This window comes from Psychromarinibacter sediminicola, assembly GCF_029168335.1.
GTDB lineage: Bacteria > Pseudomonadota > Alphaproteobacteria > Rhodobacterales > Rhodobacteraceae > Psychromarinibacter > Psychromarinibacter sediminicola.
Genome location: NZ_JARGYC010000008.1, coordinates 1 through 15,847 on the forward strand (window position 1 = coordinate 1; position 15,847 = coordinate 15,847).

The 15,847-nt window shown below is 67.4% G+C and carries 12 protein-coding genes; 7 read left to right on the plus strand and 5 right to left on the minus strand.

What is annotated here, in order from left to right; genetic code table 11:
- Positions 1 to 259: 259 nt before the first annotated feature.
- From dusA to P1J78_RS04535, 3 genes are all read right to left on the minus strand, one after another.
- A complete protein-coding gene (gene dusA / locus P1J78_RS04525) occupies positions 260 to 1,258 on the minus strand; it encodes a tRNA dihydrouridine(20/20a) synthase DusA (RefSeq protein WP_275566137.1) in 999 nt (332 codons plus the stop codon).
- A gap of 568 nt (positions 1,259 to 1,826) precedes the next feature.
- Entirely contained in the window at positions 1,827 to 3,368 is a 1,542-nt protein-coding gene (locus tag P1J78_RS04530; protein WP_275566138.1) for a sulfatase family protein, read from the minus strand.
- A gap of 99 nt (positions 3,369 to 3,467) precedes the next feature.
- Positions 3,468 to 5,252 (minus strand): sulfatase, encoded by a 1,785-nt coding sequence (locus P1J78_RS04535; protein WP_275566139.1) that lies wholly within the window; start codon positions 5,250 to 5,252, stop codon positions 3,468 to 3,470.
- A 278-nt stretch (positions 5,253 to 5,530) separates the two neighbouring features.
- Between P1J78_RS04535 and P1J78_RS04540 the strand changes: the two genes are divergently transcribed.
- The 7 genes from P1J78_RS04540 (at position 5,531) to P1J78_RS04570 (ending at position 13,370) form a co-directional block, all read left to right on the plus strand.
- The gene (locus tag P1J78_RS04540) at positions 5,531 to 7,051 is read left to right on the plus strand and encodes a sulfatase (protein ID WP_275566140.1); all 1,521 of its coding nucleotides are present in this window, start codon (positions 5,531 to 5,533) and stop codon (positions 7,049 to 7,051) included.
- A gap of 31 nt (positions 7,052 to 7,082) precedes the next feature.
- Complete coding sequence (locus tag P1J78_RS04545) at positions 7,083 to 8,381, plus strand: extracellular solute-binding protein (protein ID WP_275566141.1); 1,299 nt, start codon at positions 7,083 to 7,085, stop codon at positions 8,379 to 8,381.
- Positions 8,382 to 8,445: 64 nt separating this feature from the next.
- Positions 8,446 to 9,357, plus strand: a complete 912-nt coding sequence (locus tag P1J78_RS04550) for a carbohydrate ABC transporter permease (RefSeq protein WP_275566142.1) — start codon at positions 8,446 to 8,448, stop codon at positions 9,355 to 9,357.
- On the plus strand, positions 9,354 to 10,187 hold the full coding sequence (locus P1J78_RS04555; protein ID WP_275566143.1) for a carbohydrate ABC transporter permease: 834 nt from the start codon (positions 9,354 to 9,356) through the stop codon (positions 10,185 to 10,187). Before P1J78_RS04550 ends, P1J78_RS04555 begins: the two co-directional genes overlap by 4 nt.
- An 8-nt stretch (positions 10,188 to 10,195) precedes the next feature.
- On the plus strand, positions 10,196 to 11,311 hold the full coding sequence (locus tag P1J78_RS04560) for an ABC transporter ATP-binding protein (RefSeq protein WP_275566144.1): 1,116 nt from the start codon (positions 10,196 to 10,198) through the stop codon (positions 11,309 to 11,311).
- Complete coding sequence (locus P1J78_RS04565; RefSeq protein WP_275566145.1) at positions 11,311 to 12,246, plus strand: DUF4432 family protein; 936 nt, start codon at positions 11,311 to 11,313, stop codon at positions 12,244 to 12,246. The genes P1J78_RS04560 and P1J78_RS04565 overlap by 1 nt, the downstream gene beginning before the upstream one ends.
- Before the next feature lie 209 nt (positions 12,247 to 12,455).
- Positions 12,456 to 13,370 (plus strand): LysR family transcriptional regulator, encoded by a 915-nt coding sequence (locus P1J78_RS04570; protein ID WP_275566146.1) that lies wholly within the window; start codon positions 12,456 to 12,458, stop codon positions 13,368 to 13,370.
- 6 nt (positions 13,371 to 13,376) lie between these two features.
- Here P1J78_RS04570 and P1J78_RS04575 read toward each other — a convergent pair whose 3' ends face one another.
- Together P1J78_RS04575 and P1J78_RS04580 are read right to left on the minus strand one after the other, a co-directional pair.
- Positions 13,377 to 14,336: a formylglycine-generating enzyme family protein gene (locus P1J78_RS04575; RefSeq protein WP_275566147.1), complete on the minus strand. Its 960-nt coding sequence runs from the start codon at positions 14,334 to 14,336 to the stop codon at positions 13,377 to 13,379.
- A gap of 421 nt (positions 14,337 to 14,757) precedes the next feature.
- A complete protein-coding gene (locus tag P1J78_RS04580; RefSeq protein ID WP_275566148.1) occupies positions 14,758 to 15,735 on the minus strand; it encodes a DUF808 domain-containing protein in 978 nt (325 codons plus the stop codon).
- Positions 15,736 to 15,847 lie beyond the last annotated feature (112 nt).

A 15,847-nucleotide genomic window follows, 5' to 3' on the forward strand; every position in this document is an offset into this window, starting at 1 on the left:
CCGCCGGGGCGCGGTCGAGCTTTGCGATGCCGGAGACATAAGCATGTATGTCGAACACTTGGCACCGTCCTCGCCAGTAGCGCCGCCCCGGTGGGCGGGGCGGCGCTGCACGGCGTTCCGCCGCGCGACGCAGGTGGAAATGTCCCACGGCTGATCCAATGTCCTATCGCGCGGACACCCGCGGCCCTGTTAGCGCTATCCACATAAAAATCAGCGCCTTAGCCCCCTGCCCAACCTCGGACACCCTCGGACACCCGCCTCAGGAGGCCCGTTTCTCCCCCTCCGGCTCCACCTCCGCCAGCGCCGCGTCCAGCAGCGCCACGCCGGCCCCCGGCCGGTGCGCCCCCTCGCTCAGCACCCGCCGCCAGCCCCGCGCCCCCGGCCGGCCGGCGAACAGCCCCAGCATGTGCCGCGTCACCTGATGCAGCCGCCCGCCCTCGGCCAGATGCGCCGCGATATAGGGCTTCATCAGCTCGACGGCCTCCTCCGCCCGCGCCAGCGGCGGCGGCTCGCCCCAGATCGCCCGGTCCGCCTCCAACAGGATGTCGGCCGGGCGATGATAGGCCGCCCGCCCGATCATCACCCCGTCCACCCCCTGCGCCAGATGCGCCCGCGCCTCCTCCAGCGACCCGATCCCGCCATTGACCGAGACGTGAAGCTCCGGGAACTCGGCCTTCATCCGGTAGACGAGGTCATAGTCCAGGGGCGGCACCTCGCGGTTCTCCTTCGGGCTCAGCCCCTGCAGCCACGCCTTGCGCGCATGGATCGTCACCCGCCGCACGCCCGCGTCGCGGATCGTCTCCAGGAAGGCCGGCAGCACTTCCTCGGGGGCCTGCGCGTCCACCCCGATCCGGCATTTCACCGTGACCTCCACCGGTTGCGCCGCGACCATCGCCGCCACGCAGTCGGCCACCAGCGCCGGCTGCTCCATCAGAACGGCGCCGAAGCACCCCGACTGCACCCGGTCCGACGGGCAGCCGACATTCAGGTTGATCTCGTCATAGCCCGCCTCCGCCGCCATCCGCGCCGCCGCCGCCAGTTCCCCGGGCTCCGCTCCGCCCAGCTGCACCGCCACCGGATGCTCGGCCGGATCGAACCGCAACAGATGCCGCGCCCCGCCCCGCACCAGCGCCGCCGCCGTCACCATCTCGGTGTAAAGCAGGGCATTCCGGCTGAGGAGCCGATGCAGGTACCGACAGTGGCGGTCGGTCCAGTCCATCATGGGCGCAACGGAAAGTCTGTTATTCGCTTCAGTCATCTAGACGCGCTTCTTAAGGCACAGGATGGGCGGGCGGGCGGACGCTGCCGACAGGCCTGCGGCTCATGTCAGATCGTTTCTCAAGATGAAAGCTCCAACGTCACTCAAGACCACTCTTCCGCCTGCGATCCGGTTCAGGACACACGCGCCCTTCATTGAGGGTTGCACGACCCGGGCGATCATATCCCCGCAACGCGCATATTCAAACGCGCCGGTTCCGGGCCAAAGGGAGCGCCTGGGGCAGCGGGATCCGTGACCCGGGTTGCCGTCATGAATTCGAAGAGCGGCCCGCGCCGTCCGTCGTGAAGGACCGGATCGTCCGAACGGCGCCTTCGAAGGCCTTGCCCTCGGCATCGGCAAGCGCCGCAGCGACAAGGCGCGGTTCACCCTGCGGCATCGCTCCGGGTCCCGACCAGCATCGTGGCCATGGTCCGGTGGCGCCGCGCGGACCTGTCGTTCCGCGACACGCCGGCCGGATCAACAGCCATGCGAGCGATGCCAGCGGAGGCGAGACTTGGATGCCCAGGAGCAAGCCCGTCAGGGCTGTCCAAACGGACGCCGCTGACCGCTATCGCGCGCTTCCCGGCCCGGCCAGAAGCGTTTCGCTGTCATGTTCGGGCACATCGCCGATCTCGGCCATCTTCGCGTCCAGCTTTTTCAGCATGGCGGCGAAGACCTCGGCATGGTCCGGATCGTCCGCGAGGTTGTGCTGCTCGTGCGGGTCGGTCTCGCAGTCGAACAGCTCCCATTCCGGCGCCTCGTCGCCCGGGTTGGCGCCGATCTGGCCGAGCGGATCGTTGTACCAGTGGATCAGCTTGTAGCGCGCATCGCGGAGTCCGTAATGCGCGAACGCATTGTGGATCTCGTCCTTGTGCATCCAGTAGCGGTGATACGCCACGTCCTGCCAGTCGCCGCCCGCCGTCTCCTCGAACAGGGGCCGCAGGGACGTGCCCTGCATGTAGCTCGGCACGGCCTCGTCCGCGTAATCGAGGAAGGTCGGGGCAAAGTCGACATTGGTCGCGATCCCCTGCGAGACCGTGCCCGCCCGGATGCCCTTTGGATAGCGCACGAGAAACGGCATCTGGAGGCTTTCTTCATACATGAACCGCTTGTCGAACCAACCGTGCTCGCCCAGGAAGAAGCCCTGGTCGGAGGTGTAGACGACGATGGTGTCCTCGGCGAGACCCGCGCGGTCGAGATGGTCGAGAAGGCGCCCGACATTCTCGTCGATCCCCGCGATGGTGCGCAGATAGCGTTTGACGTAGCGCTGGTACTTGAACAGGTCGAGCTCGCGCTTCGTCTCGAACCGGAAAGGTTCGCCCGTGGCGCGATCTATCAGCACCAGCCCCTCGGGATCGTCGGGCACCTTGCGCTGAAGCGATCCCGGCTTTTCCTGCATGCCGACCTCCGCGCCCCCTTCGGGCAGCACCAGCCCGAGATCCTCGTAGGTCATGTCGATCCGGACCCGCATCTTCGCCGCCGCGGCCGCGGCCGCGCGGTCGGAATAGTCGTCGTCATAGGTCTCCGGCACCGGCAGGTCGTCGACATAGAGATCGGCGTGCCGCGGATGCGGAACGAAGGGCCGGTGCGGCGCCTTGTGATGGCACATCATGAAGAACGGCCGGTCGGGATCGCGCCGGTCGATGAAGTCGATGCACTGGTCGGTGATGATGTCCGAGGCGTAGCCCGGCACCGCGCGTTCGCCCTCGGCGTCGATCATCACCGGATCGAAATAGTCGCCCTGCCCCGGCAGAACCGACCATTCGTCGAAGCCCGAGGGCTCGTGCGCCCTGCCCTCGCCCAGATGCCATTTCCCGAAGATCGCGGTCTGATAGCCGGCGCGGCGCATGTGCTTGGCGACGTTGGGCAACCGGTTGTCGAGATGGGTGTCCAGCGTGGTGACCAGGTTCACGTGGTTGTAGGTGCCGGTGAGGATCGAGGCCCGGCTCGGCGTGCAGATCGAGTTCGTGACGTAGCAATGATCGAGCCGCATCCCCTCCTGCGCCAGCCGGTCGATGTTCGGGGTGCGGTTCAGGCCGGAGCCATAGGCCGAGATGGCATTCGCGGCATGGTCGACGGACATGATGAACAGGATGTTGGGCGCGGTCATGGGCTTGGTCTCGACTGGTTCGGGTGGGGGCGTGTTGTCGAAGGCGACGCGGACGCCCGGGGTGCTGGCGGCCCTGTCTGGAGCGGGGTCGGAGCGGCGTCAGGTCGGCGCAGGTCCGGTCTGCAGGGCCGACCAGAGGCGGGATGACCGGCGGCGCGGCATGGCCATCCGTGATCGTGTCGCCAACCGCCGGCGCGCTCGGGACCGACGTGAAGGCGCGTCCGCCGCGCGACCCCGACCGGCGTCACCGCCGCCGCGGCCGCCAGGGCTGCCGTCCTCCGCATGCTCGTCTGGTCTCCTCCCATTTCCGTGCCGCGACCGCCTCACATTCGGCTTCGGGCTGCCGGGGATGGCGGCGTCACCGGCTTTCCCTCCGGCGTGATCGCGTACCAGCCATAGGCCTCGTCCGGCGTGTCGAGGCCACGCAGGATGGCGCCCAGGGCCGTGTAGAGCCGGTCCTCCACCGCGGCGTCGCGGATCGGGGCTGTCTGGCCGGGATCGTGCCGGAGGTCGTACAGCGCAAAGCCCTGGTCCTCGAATGTCTGGCCGTCGTGGTTGGGCACGCGCATCGCGTCCGGCAACGCCTTGATCCGCATCAGCGGCATCTCCTTGCTGAAGTCGAATGGCGGTGCCATCTCGGCGGTCTTCAACTCGGCCGCGCTGAAGGGCGCGCGCATGCTGCGGGTTCAGCGTGTATTCGAAGAGCCCCTCGCCCAGCGTATCCGGAGGATAGTGGAACATCACGTATCGCCCGTCCGTCACCCCCAGCGGCCCGCCGAAGACTCCGAAGGCGACAACCCGTTCGTCCCGATCCGCCTCGCCGCGGAGATGCGGCATCAGCGACCGTGCCCGGACCTCGGCGGGGATATCGCAGCCGAAGATGTCGAGGATCGTCGGCATCAGGTCCGGCGTCTGGGTCACGGCATCACAGCGCTGGCCCGCCCGGTCCGGCAGATCGGGGTGATGAATGAACAGAGGGATGTGGGTCACTTCCTCGTAATAGGGCATTCGGCACTTGCCCCACCATTCGTGTTCCGACAGCAGGAATCCGTGGTCCGTCGACAGGATCAGCGCGGTGTCCTGCCACAGATCGTGCTCGTCGAAGTAGTCGAGGAGCCGCCCGAGATAGTCGTCGCACATTCGGACGAGCGCGGCATAGTTCGCCCGAATCTCGGCGATCTCGTCGGGCGTCTCGGTCACGCGCTTGTAGTCCGGCCAGTTCAGGACGGGGCCCTCATAGGCGCTGTCGCCTTCCTTGCGGAAGCGGTCGGGCGCGAAGAACGGCTCGTGCGGGTCGAAGAGCTCCAGCTGCAACAGCCAGTTGTCGCTGCCGCGGTTGGTGTCCAGGAACTCCCGCGCGGCGGCGAAGCATCGCGGCGTCGGCTGATCCGCCTCTGCGGCCATGTGCTCGACATTGACCAGGTGGTGCAGCCGCGCCGGCTTCTTCGCCGGATCGTAGTGGGGGGCCGCGTAGCGCCGGGCGAAATCGTCGAGCGGCGGCGCCACCATGGCCTTCCAGGGGTCGTATTCCTGTCCGCGCACGAAGTCCCAGGAGCTATAGCGGGTATGATAGCCGGCGCCGCCATCCTCGAAATAGTGGAAATGGTCGGTGACCAGATGGCTGTAGGTGCCGCCGGCCTTCAGGATCTGGGCGAAGGAATTGTCATAGGGTTCGAGCGGTCCCCAGCTGCGGTGCATGAAGCTGACGCGGCCGGTCTGCATGTCGCGGCGGGCGGGCATGCAGGGCATGCTGCCGACATAGTGGCGGTCGAAGGTCACCGAGCGATCCGCGAGGCGCTGGAAATTCGGAGTCTCGAGTCCCCCGCCGTAGCTCTGCAGAGCCAGGCGATTCAGCGAGTCGAACAGAACGAACACCAGTCTCACGGCGGCTCTCCTCCTTAGGCGGCCAACCTTCCGCCCAAGCTGGTATCAAGCTTCCGTTAACCTAACCAATTCCAAAACGACCCGTCGCGATAACCTGCATCTATGCGAAGTCTGCGCCATGACCGCCCGGGCGCGCCTCGCCTCCCGGGCGGCGTGCCGCGACGGCCGCGACCGGCGGGATCGACAGGATATCCCGAAGTTATCGCCTGGATGCATATCGGAATTACTCAATAAGGCGCATCCCGTGTACGGCATACGAACGGAGGAGGAGGATATCCATGCGAACCGTCCTGGTCTTGCTGGACAGTCTGAACCGGCTCGCCCTTGGAGCGTATGGCGGAACCGAGGTCGCGACCCCGAATATCGACCGGTTCGCCGCGCGGGCTCTGACCTTCGATTCCCACTATGTCGGTTCCCTGCCCTGCATGCCGGCGCGGCGCGATCTGCACACCGGGCGGCTGAACTTCATGCACCGCTCGTGGGGGCCGCTCGAGCCGTTCGACAATTCGATGCCCAGGAGTCTCGGCCAGGCGGGCACCTACACGCATCTGGTGACCGATCACTTCCATTATTTCGAGGACGGCGGCGCAAACTACCACACGCGCTACGCGACATGGGATCTGGTCCGGGGGCAGGAATACGACACCTGGAAGGCCAAGGTCGCCCCGGATCTCGAACGCTACGGGCGGGAGTTCTCCGACCGTCACTACAATGACGGCGCGCGGACCCGGCTGCAGCACCAGATCAACCGGGACCATATCCGCGACGAGGCGGACCATCCCGGCCCGCAATGCTTCGACAAGGCGCTCGAATTCCTCGACGAGAACCGGGAGGCGCAGGACTGGCTGCTCCAGATCGAGTGCTTCGATCCGCACGAGCCGTTCTTCGTGCCCGAGGGATACAAGGCGGCCCTGCCCCCCTCGGGGTATGACGGTCCGGTCCTCGACTGGCCGCGCTACGGACCCTGCGACGACACGCCCGAGGAGATCGCCGAGATCCGCCGCAACTACCATGCGCTCGTCGCGATGTGCGACGCGCATTTCGGCCGGTTGCTCGACTATTTCGACCGCCACGATCTGTGGGACGACACCGCGCTGATCCTGACGACGGATCACGGCTTTCTCCTGGGCGAGCACGAGTGGTGGGGCAAGAACATCCCGCCCTATTTCGAGGAAATCAGCCATATCCCGTTGATCATGCACGTGCCCGGCCGCGGCGATCTTGCCGCGACGCGCACGGAGCAGACGACGCAGACGACGGACCTGATGCCGACCCTGCTGGACCTGCACGGCGCCGACATGCCGCCAGAGGTGCGGGGCCGGTCGCTTCTGCGGCTGGTCGACGAGCCCGAGGACCGGATCGCCGTCTTCGGCCAGTTCGGCGGGCCCATCGGCGCCAGCGACGGGCGGCATGCGCTTTATCTCTATCCCGACCGGATGGAGGAGTCGGGGCTCCACGAATACACGCTGATGCCGTCGCATCTGAAACTGCCCTTCGGCACCGACGAACTGGCAGCGGCGACGCTCGTGCCACCGTTCGACTTCACCAAGGGCGTGCCCCTTCTGCGCGTGCCGGCCGCGCCGGGCCAGACGAAGCGTCCGCCCGGCGCCGCGCGGGAGCTGCTGGCGTCTTTCGGAACGATGCTCTTCGATCTCGTGGCCGATCCGCAGCAGATGACGCCGATCCATTGCGAGGCCGCCATGCACCGCCTGACGGCCGCCATCGTCGATACGCTCGACGCGCACGATGCGCCGGCCGAGCTCTACGACCGCTTTGCTCTCAGGAGCCGAGCGACCTGAAGCGAAACTTCAATGGGAGGAGAAGACGACCATGTCGACCCTCAAGACCATTCTCGGAACCACCGCGCTGTCGGTGCTGGCGGGAACCTCGGCGCAGGCCGCGGAAATCGACATGCTCATCAACCAATCGCCCTGGCTCAACGGCTTCATCGCGATGGTCGAGGAATACGAGGCGCAGAGCGACAACACGATCAACCTCGACGTGACGCCGTTCGGCGGAATGCTCGAAAAGACGCGCAACTCGGTGCGCGGGTCTGACGGGCGCTACGACCTCATCGCCCTGAACGCGGCCGGCATGGCCGAGTTCTACGCCGGCGGCTTCCTCGAACCGCTGACGAATATCGACGACGGCTTCGCGCTCAACGAGAACATCCTGACCTTTGGCGGCTCGACCGGCTGGGACAGCGAGGCCGGCGGCTTCTCGGAGGATGGCGACCTTCTCGGCGTGCCGATCAACGGGAACGTCAACGTGCTCTACTACCGGACGGATCTCTACGAGGACGCCGGGCTCGACGTCCCCGAGACCTGGGACGCGCTTCTGTCGAACGCGAAGGCGCTGGCCTCGGATGATGTCTATGGCTTCGTTCCCCGGGCGGCGCGCGACTCGATCCTCTACAATTTCACGCCGTACATCTTCAGCCACGGCGGATCGTTCTTCGCGGACCCGTCGGCGGGCGACTACAACGTGACCATCGCCTCGCCCGAAGCCCTCGCGGCGCTCGAAACCTATATCGAACTGGCGAACGAGGCCGGCCCGCCCAACTCGGGCGCCGTCGCGCAGGCCGAGCTGATCCAGCTGATGTCCACGGGGCGCGGCGCGCATGCGATCGCCGTGGTCGCGGCCTACCCGGTGCTGAACGATCCCAACAACTCGATCGTCGCCGGCAAGATCGGGACCGCGCTGATCCCCGCCGCCGAAGGGCATGAGCACGCCTCGGCGGCCGGTCACTGGGTGGCGGCGGTCCCCAGGAACGTGTCGGACGAGGCGAAATCCGCCGCGCTCGACTTCCTCGACTGGTTCCAGGCGAAGGAGCAGCAGCTCTACTATGTCCAGTCGGGCGGCATCCCGGTGCGCGACGATCTTGCGGACTCGGCCGGCGACAACCCGTCCTTCGCCTTCCTGCCCGCCTTCTCCGGCAACGCGGCGGTGAGCCACATGAACATGCCGCTTCCCGAGGGCAGCCAGATCAAGGACGCGATTTCGCTGTTCCTCAATCAGGCGGTGATCGGCGAGATCACCCCGACCGAGGCGCTGAACCAGGCGGCCGACGAGATGTACCGCATCCTGACCGAAGCGGGCTACGACATCGACGAGCCATCGAAGCTGTAATACGGCGCGTCCGGTGCGCCGTGTCCGCGGCGCACCGGTCCAACTTCCGACGGAACCCCTTCCCATGTCCGCAACGACCGCCCAGAGGCGCAACAGGATCTGGCGCTACGGCTCGCTTCTGCCGGCCGCCCTGCTGCTGATCGTCCTGACGATCTACCCGGTCTTCAACCTCGTCGGCCTCTCGCTGTCGGACGTCGAATGGATCGACGGCCGGGCCGACACGAGCTTTACCGGCCTCGACAATTTCGAACAGCTCTTCCAGCACGAGCCGGTCTACTGGGCCGGTGTGCGCAACACGATCGTCTTCGCGGTCTGCGCCGTCACCGCGCAGATGATCTTTGGCTTCGCGATGGCGCTGGCGGCCCGGCGCGCGTCGGGCTTCGGGCGGGTCGCGCTGACGACGATCTTCCTCATGCCGATCGTGATCCCGCCGATCGTCATCGGCGCCATGTGGCGGCTGCTGCTCGGGCGCGATTTCGGCGCGGTGAACACGCTTCTGGGCTATGTCGGGCTGGGGCCCGTCGATTTCCTCGGCAACCCCGACGTGGCGCTCGCCTCGGTCATCATGGTCGATATCTGGCACTGGACGCCCTTCGTCTTCCTGCTGATGCTGACCGGCCTGGAAAGCCTCGACGACGAGGTGTTCGAAGCGGCGCGGTTCGACGTGAAGACGAACTGGCAGGAACTGCGCTACGTCACGATCCCGCTGATGATCCCGACCATCCTGATCACAGCGGGGCTTCGCATCGTGCTGACGTTCAAGGTCTTCGACGAGGTCTACCTCCTGACCGCGGGCGGCCCGGGCACGGCCACCGAGGTCATCAACTTCTCGATCTACCGGACCTTCTTCGCGCAGGACCGGGTCGGCGTCGGCTCGGCCATGTCGCTGCTGACGCTGGTGGCGGTCGCCGTTCTGATCGTTGCCGTGAACCTCGTGATCCGGGCACGACGCAAGGCGAAGGAGATCGCGGAATGAGCGGCAAGTCAGCGCGCAAGGGCTTTCTGGGCGGCCACCTCGTCGCCTGGGGCTATGCGCTCATCATCGTCGGGCCGATGTTCTGGATCCTGTCGAACTCGTTCAAGCGGCAGATCGACATCCTGATGGGCACCGGCTTCGCGACGCCGATCCTCGACAACTACCGCACGCTGCTGTTCTCGCGGCAGTCGGACTTCCTGATGAACCTCTGGAACAGCGCGCTCGTGGGGGTCGTCTCGACGGTGATCGTGCTGGTCATCGCGACGCTGGCGGCCTTCACCGTCGTCCGGCTGGAGCCGCCGAAATGGGCGACATTCCTGCTCCTCGGCTGGGCGCTGGTGTTCCACATGCTGCCGACGCTGACCTTCGTGGGCTCGTGGTACGTCATGTTCTCGAACCTGGGGCTGCACGGCACCTATACCGCGGTGATCCTGACGCATATCGTCCACGCCCTGCCGCAGACCGTGTTCCTGATGGTCGGGTTCCTGCTGAACATCCCCAACGACCTGATCCAGGCGGCGCGGATGGACGGGTGCAGCTATGGGCAGGTCTTCCGCCGGATCGTCCTGCCGCTCTCGTTCGGCGGCATGGCGGCGGCGGGGGCGCTGGCCTTCATCCAGTCCTGGTCGGACTTCGCCATCGCCTTGAACCTGACCGACCAGGACACGATGACCGCACCGGTCGCGATCGCGACCTTCGCGCAGGAACACCAGATCCGTTACGGCGAAATGGCGTCCGCCTCGGTCCTGTCGATGGTCCCGGCGCTGATCCTGATCCTGTTCGGGCAACGATACGTCGTGCGCGGCCTGATGGCCGGCGCCGTGAAGTGAGGCAAGACATGGCATACCTGACGCTGGAAAAACTCCGCAAGGCCTACGGCAAGCACGTCGTCATTCCCGAGATCGACCTCGAACTCGAGGCCGGCGAGTTCGTCTGCCTCGTCGGTCCGTCGGGGTCGGGCAAATCCACCCTTCTGCGGATGATCGCCGGGCTCGAGTCCATCTCGGGCGGGCGGGTGACGGTCGCGGGCGCGGACATCACCGGCACCGATCCCTCGGACCGCGACATGGCGATGGTGTTCCAGAGCTATGCGCTTTATCCGCACATGACCGTGCGCGACAACATGAGCTTCGCGCTACGGATGCGGAACGAGGACAAGGCGCTGATCCAGGAGCGCGTGGCCGAGGCGGTCGAGATGCTGGATCTCCACGGGCTCGAAGACCGCAAGCCGTCGGCGCTGTCGGGCGGACAGCGTCAGCGCGTCGCGATGGGGCGCTGCATCGTGCGCAAGCCCAAGCTGTTCCTCTTCGACGAGCCGCTGTCGAACCTGGATGCCAAGCTCAGGACGGCGACGCGCCACCAGATCCGGCGCCTCCACGACCAGCTCGGCGCGACCTCGATCTTCGTGACCCACGACCAGGTCGAAGCGATGACGATGGCCGACCGGATCGCGCTGCTCGACCATGGCGAAGTCATGCAGATCGGCACGCCGCAGGAGCTTTACCTCAACCCGAAGAACCGCTTCACCGCGGGGTTCCTCGGATCCCCCGAGATGAACTTCTTCTCCGGCACCGCCGAGATGGCCGAAAACGGCCTGCACGTCCGTGCGTCCGACAGCCTGTTCCTCCCGGCGTCGGACGCGCGCCTCAAGCGTCTCTCGGACCGCCTCGTGCCGGGCCAGACGGTCGAGGTGGGCGTCCGCCCCGAGCATTTCGTCATCGCCGACGCGCCCGGCCCCGACACGCTGTCGCTGCCCGTCGAGGGGCAGGAATGGCTCGGTCACGAGGCGTTCGTTTTCGGGCGGATCGGCAAGCAGGAGGTCGGCGTTCGCGTCGCCAGCGGCGCGGCCGCGGACGACACGCTGCCCAGGACCGGAAGCGCGGTGCCTCTGACGGTTCTCGAGGATACGTGGCATGTGTTCGATCCCGAAACCGGCGAGACCCTGTCGCTCTGATGGTGCGGCTCTTCGGCGAGGACTGGACGCGGCAAGACCTGGAGCGCGCCCTGCCCGATCCCGGTGCGCTTTTCGGCATCGAGCATCTGCAGGTCGCGGACGGTCCGGCGCGCGGGCAGCGGGTCATGCGGATCGAGGCGGGGGCCGGCCTGCGGGTCGAGCTTCTGCCCGACCGCCTGTGCGATATCGGCGCCGTCTGGTGCGATGGCGTGCCGTATTTCTGGACCGGACCGAACGGCGCGCAGACCCGCCTGACCTCGGGAACGAACGGCACGCTCTACGGCCTTCTGCAGACCTGCGGATTCGACCATATCCGCGCCGCCGAGACCGTGGACGGCACCGCCTATCTGCAGCACGGCGGCATGATGCAGACCCCGGCGCGCATCCTGTCGGCGGCGGCGCGGTGGAGCGGCGACACATGCGTTTTCCGCATCGAGGCCGAAGCCCGCCAATTCGCGCTCGGCACCGGCACGCTGCGGCTGCGACGCGAGGTCGAGATCCCGCTCGGCGCGCGCGAGATCCGGATCGCGGACGCGCTGGACGTCATCGGCCAGCCGGTGCCGGTCATGGCGATGTACCACGTCAATCTCGGCCTGCCGCTCGCGCGCGGAACCAGCCGGCTGCATCTGAACGGCGCGGACCTGACCGAAAGCGCTCTCGGTACGGACGCGATCACCACGCGCCCGAGCCGGCCGGCATCGCAGGTCACCCTCGGCACGCCGGGCGGTCCGACCTTCCGTATCGACTACGACGGCGGCGCGTTCCCCGTTCTCCAGACGCTGCGGAACATGTCGCCCGGCACCGGCCTGATCTGCATCGAGCCCGCGACCCACGAGCGCCGCCGGCGCGCCGACCTGATCGAGAGCGGCGCGCTTGTGCCCTCGCCGCCGGGCACGACGCACCGCTTTGGCGCGGTCCTGCGGTTCGAGCCCTGACGCCGGACGACCGCGCCACGGGGGCGGATCGACCCGATCGGCATCGCTTTTCCCGAACTGACGCCGCCGCGCGTCGCGCCGAACCTCCCAGGCCAGCGCGCCGCTGCCTCGGACACGGCGGCACGCGCGTCGGTCCTCCGCCCGATCAGCACAAGTGCTTCCCGGCATCCCCGGAATAGCCTAGGGTTATCCCGGGAGAGAGGCGAAACATGCGGGACATCTGGAGACTTCAGCACTTCCTCGGCGTGGTCGAGGCCTCGTCGATCCACGGCGCAGCGCGGAACCTGAACATCAGCCAGCCCGCGATGACGAAGTCCATCCGCCTTCTCGAGGAGGCGCTCGACACCGAACTGCTGGTCCGGCTGCCGCGCGGCGTGCGGCTGACCGAGGCGGGCGAGGCCCTCTATGCCCGCGCGCGCGAGATCGAGGCCTCGTGGAACGCCGCCATCGTGGAGATCGGCGCGCAGTCCAGCGGCATGGGCGGCGTCATGCGGCTCGGCGGCGGTCCGGTCTATTGCTCGATCCATTTTCCCGGCATGCTGGCCGACCTGCGCCGCCGGTTTCCGAACCTGCGCATCCAGGTCTCCACCGGCGTCGGCAACGAGCTTCTGCCCGAACTCGCCCGCGGCGACATCCGGGCCTATGCGGGCGGCATGCCCGAAGAGGTTCACGAGCTCGGCTCGGACTTTCTGACCGAGGAGCTCTACCGTCAAAGGAACGCCGTCTTCGCCTCGCGCGACCATCCCTTGTTTCGCAACGAGACCGTGACGCTGGAGGACACGCTGACCTACCCGTGGCTATGCCTCTTCAGCGGGCAGCAGGCGAACCTGCGGATCCGGGACTATTTCCGCGCCCGCGGCCTGCCAGAGCCTCGGCTGGCGCTGGAAAGTCACTCGCTGCAGATCGCGTTCAAGATGATCGCCGAGCATCGGTTCCTTGCCTGCATGCCCACGCCGCTTGCCGGGTCCGACGCCGGGATCGACCTTGCCGAGGTCGAGATGGACGGCTTTTCCTGGAGCATTCCCACCGGCGTCACCATGCACCGCCGCTCCGCCGAGTTCGGTCCGATCCGCCAGATGATCCGGTCCCTGCGGAGCGCGACGGAAGCCCTGCGCACCGGCTAGGGCGGCTCATGGCCCTTCGCAGGCGACGCGGAAGCCCGAGTTGCCGGTCGAGCTGTCAGGGTCGTTCCGGGTCCGCGAATGGACGTGGTACCGGTCGCAGTAGCTGACATGGCAGAGGTAGGAGCCGCCGCGCTGGACGCGGGCATAGCCGTCCGGTGCGCCGCCCGGATCGCGCAGCGGGAACGGGCCCTTCGGCGGATGCGGCGCGTAGCGGTCGCGCGCCCATTCCCAGACATTGCCGCAGGCGTTGTAGAGCCCGTAGCCGTTCGGCGCGAAGGCGGTCACCGGCGCCGTGCCGAGATAGCCGTCCTCTTCCGTGTTCTCGGTCGGAAAGCGCCCCTGCCACGTGTTCATCGCGGGCGTGCCGTCCGGCATCATCTCGTTGCCCCAGGGAAACTTCTTGCGGGCCAGCCCCCCGCGCGCAGCGAATTCCCATTGCGCCTCGGTCGGCAGGGCCAGCCCGGCCCAGCTGCAATAGGCCAGCGCATCGAACCACGCGACATGGACCACCGGATGATCCGCGCGGCCCGCCACGTCGCTGCCCGGGCCCTCCGGCGCGAACCAGCACGCGCCCTTCACCTTGCGCCACCAGCGCAGGCCGGGAGGCGAGACGGGATGAGCGGCGGGGTCGTCGAGCAGCAGGTGAAAGACATAGGACCACCCCTCGCGTTCGGCGACGGTGCGATAGCCGGTCGCCTCCACGAAGCGGGCATAGTCGGCATTGGTGCAGGCGGTCGCCGAGATGCTAAAGGGCGAGAGCTTTACCTTGCGGCGGGGGGAGTCGTAATCCTCGGGGAACCGCGACTGGCGCGTGCCCATCTCGAAGAACCCGCCCCTCAGCGGGATCAGCCGGTCCTTCAGCTCCGCGCGCACGGCCTCGGGCGCGGGCGGCACGTCAAGCGCGGCCTCCATGTAGAGGTCGGGATCGGTCCCAGCGCCCTGCCCCGTGTCGCAACATCCAGACATCGTGCCTCCCAGGTCGGCGCGGCCCGCTCTTCGGACGCGGCCCGCGCATGTCGTCGAGATCCCGACGATAGTCGCTCCGGCGCCGGCGTGCCACCAGGCGCCGGAGTCTTTCGAGAACCTCATTCATACTGCCCTTTCGCGCCCGGCCGGGCCCCGCCCGGCCGTCGTGGGACGGCTCGTCTCCGATCAATGAACGTATTTTTTCGTGGCGACGATCGACAGCGGCTTGCGCACCTCTTGTGCCACGTCCCCGGGCCTTTGCGTCCCGGCCAGCTCAAGCCTCAGCCGCCGCCCGGCCGCCGCACCCAGCTCTTCGTGGGCCTTCGCGTCCAGGGCCGTCTTGGACGTCCTCAGAGACCTGCCCGCCTTGCCGGCGACCCGAACAACCTCGACTACCGTCCCGGCGGCTTCGGCCGGGCCGTCATCCCGCCTTCGCGCCGGTACGCTTTCCGAGGACCGCCCGGGCCGGCGCTATGACGTATTTCACCAGCGGGATCAGGAGGGCCCCGAGCAACAGCCCGATCAGCCCGTCCAGCACGGCCGTCACGATCCATGCCACGGCGCCCGGCGCGGTCGTGACCGCCTGTGCCGCCGCGCCCGCGAGGTCGTGGATGACGTCGTAGGGCGCGTGCAGGCCCAACTCGTGCAGCCCGTGGACGATGATCGAGCCCCCGACCCAGATCATCGCCGCCGTCCCGACGACCACCAGCAGCCACATCAGCCCGGGCATGCTGCGAACGATCCAGACCCCGAGCGTCCGCGTAGCAGCAAGCCGCCCGGCAGAGGCCATGTGCAGCCCCACGTCGTCGGCTTTCACGATCAGCGCGACCGCGCCGTAGACCACCAGGGTGATGATCATCCCTGCAACCGCGAGCGCCCCGGCCACGAACCAGATCGACAGATCCGCGGGCAGCGCCGCGAGCGTGATCGTCATGATCTCGGCCGACAGGATGAAGTCCGTCTTGATCGCTGCGGAAACCTTTTTCTCCTCCAGGTGGGCGTCCGCAAGTTTCTCGGCGTAGACCTTCTCGGCGTGGTGGTCGTGGGGGTTGAGCGCATGCCAGACCTTTTCGGCCCCTTCGAAACACAGATAGGCGCCGCCCAGCATCAGCAGCGGGGTGATCGCCCACGGCGCGAAGAGCGACAGCAACAGCGCGAGCGGCAGCAGGATGACGAGCTTGTTGAAGAGCGAGCCGCGCGCGATCTTCCAGACGATCGGAAGCTCCCGCTCGGCCGAGAAGCCGTGGACGAATTTCGGCGTGACCGCCGCGTCGTCGATCACCGCACCGGCTGCCTTTGAGGACGCCTTGACCGCCTGCCCGACGACATCGTCGACCGAGGCCGCCGCCACCTTGGCAATCGCCGCCACGTCGTCGAGAAGCGCCAGAAGTCCGCTCATGTCTCTTCCCCTACCTCAGGCGCGGAGTCCGGCCGCTGTTTTGCGTTCGCAAGGGACACCATGTCCCCGATTTGCTCAAGGCCCAACCTAGGCGCGTGCGCCAGCGCGTCCA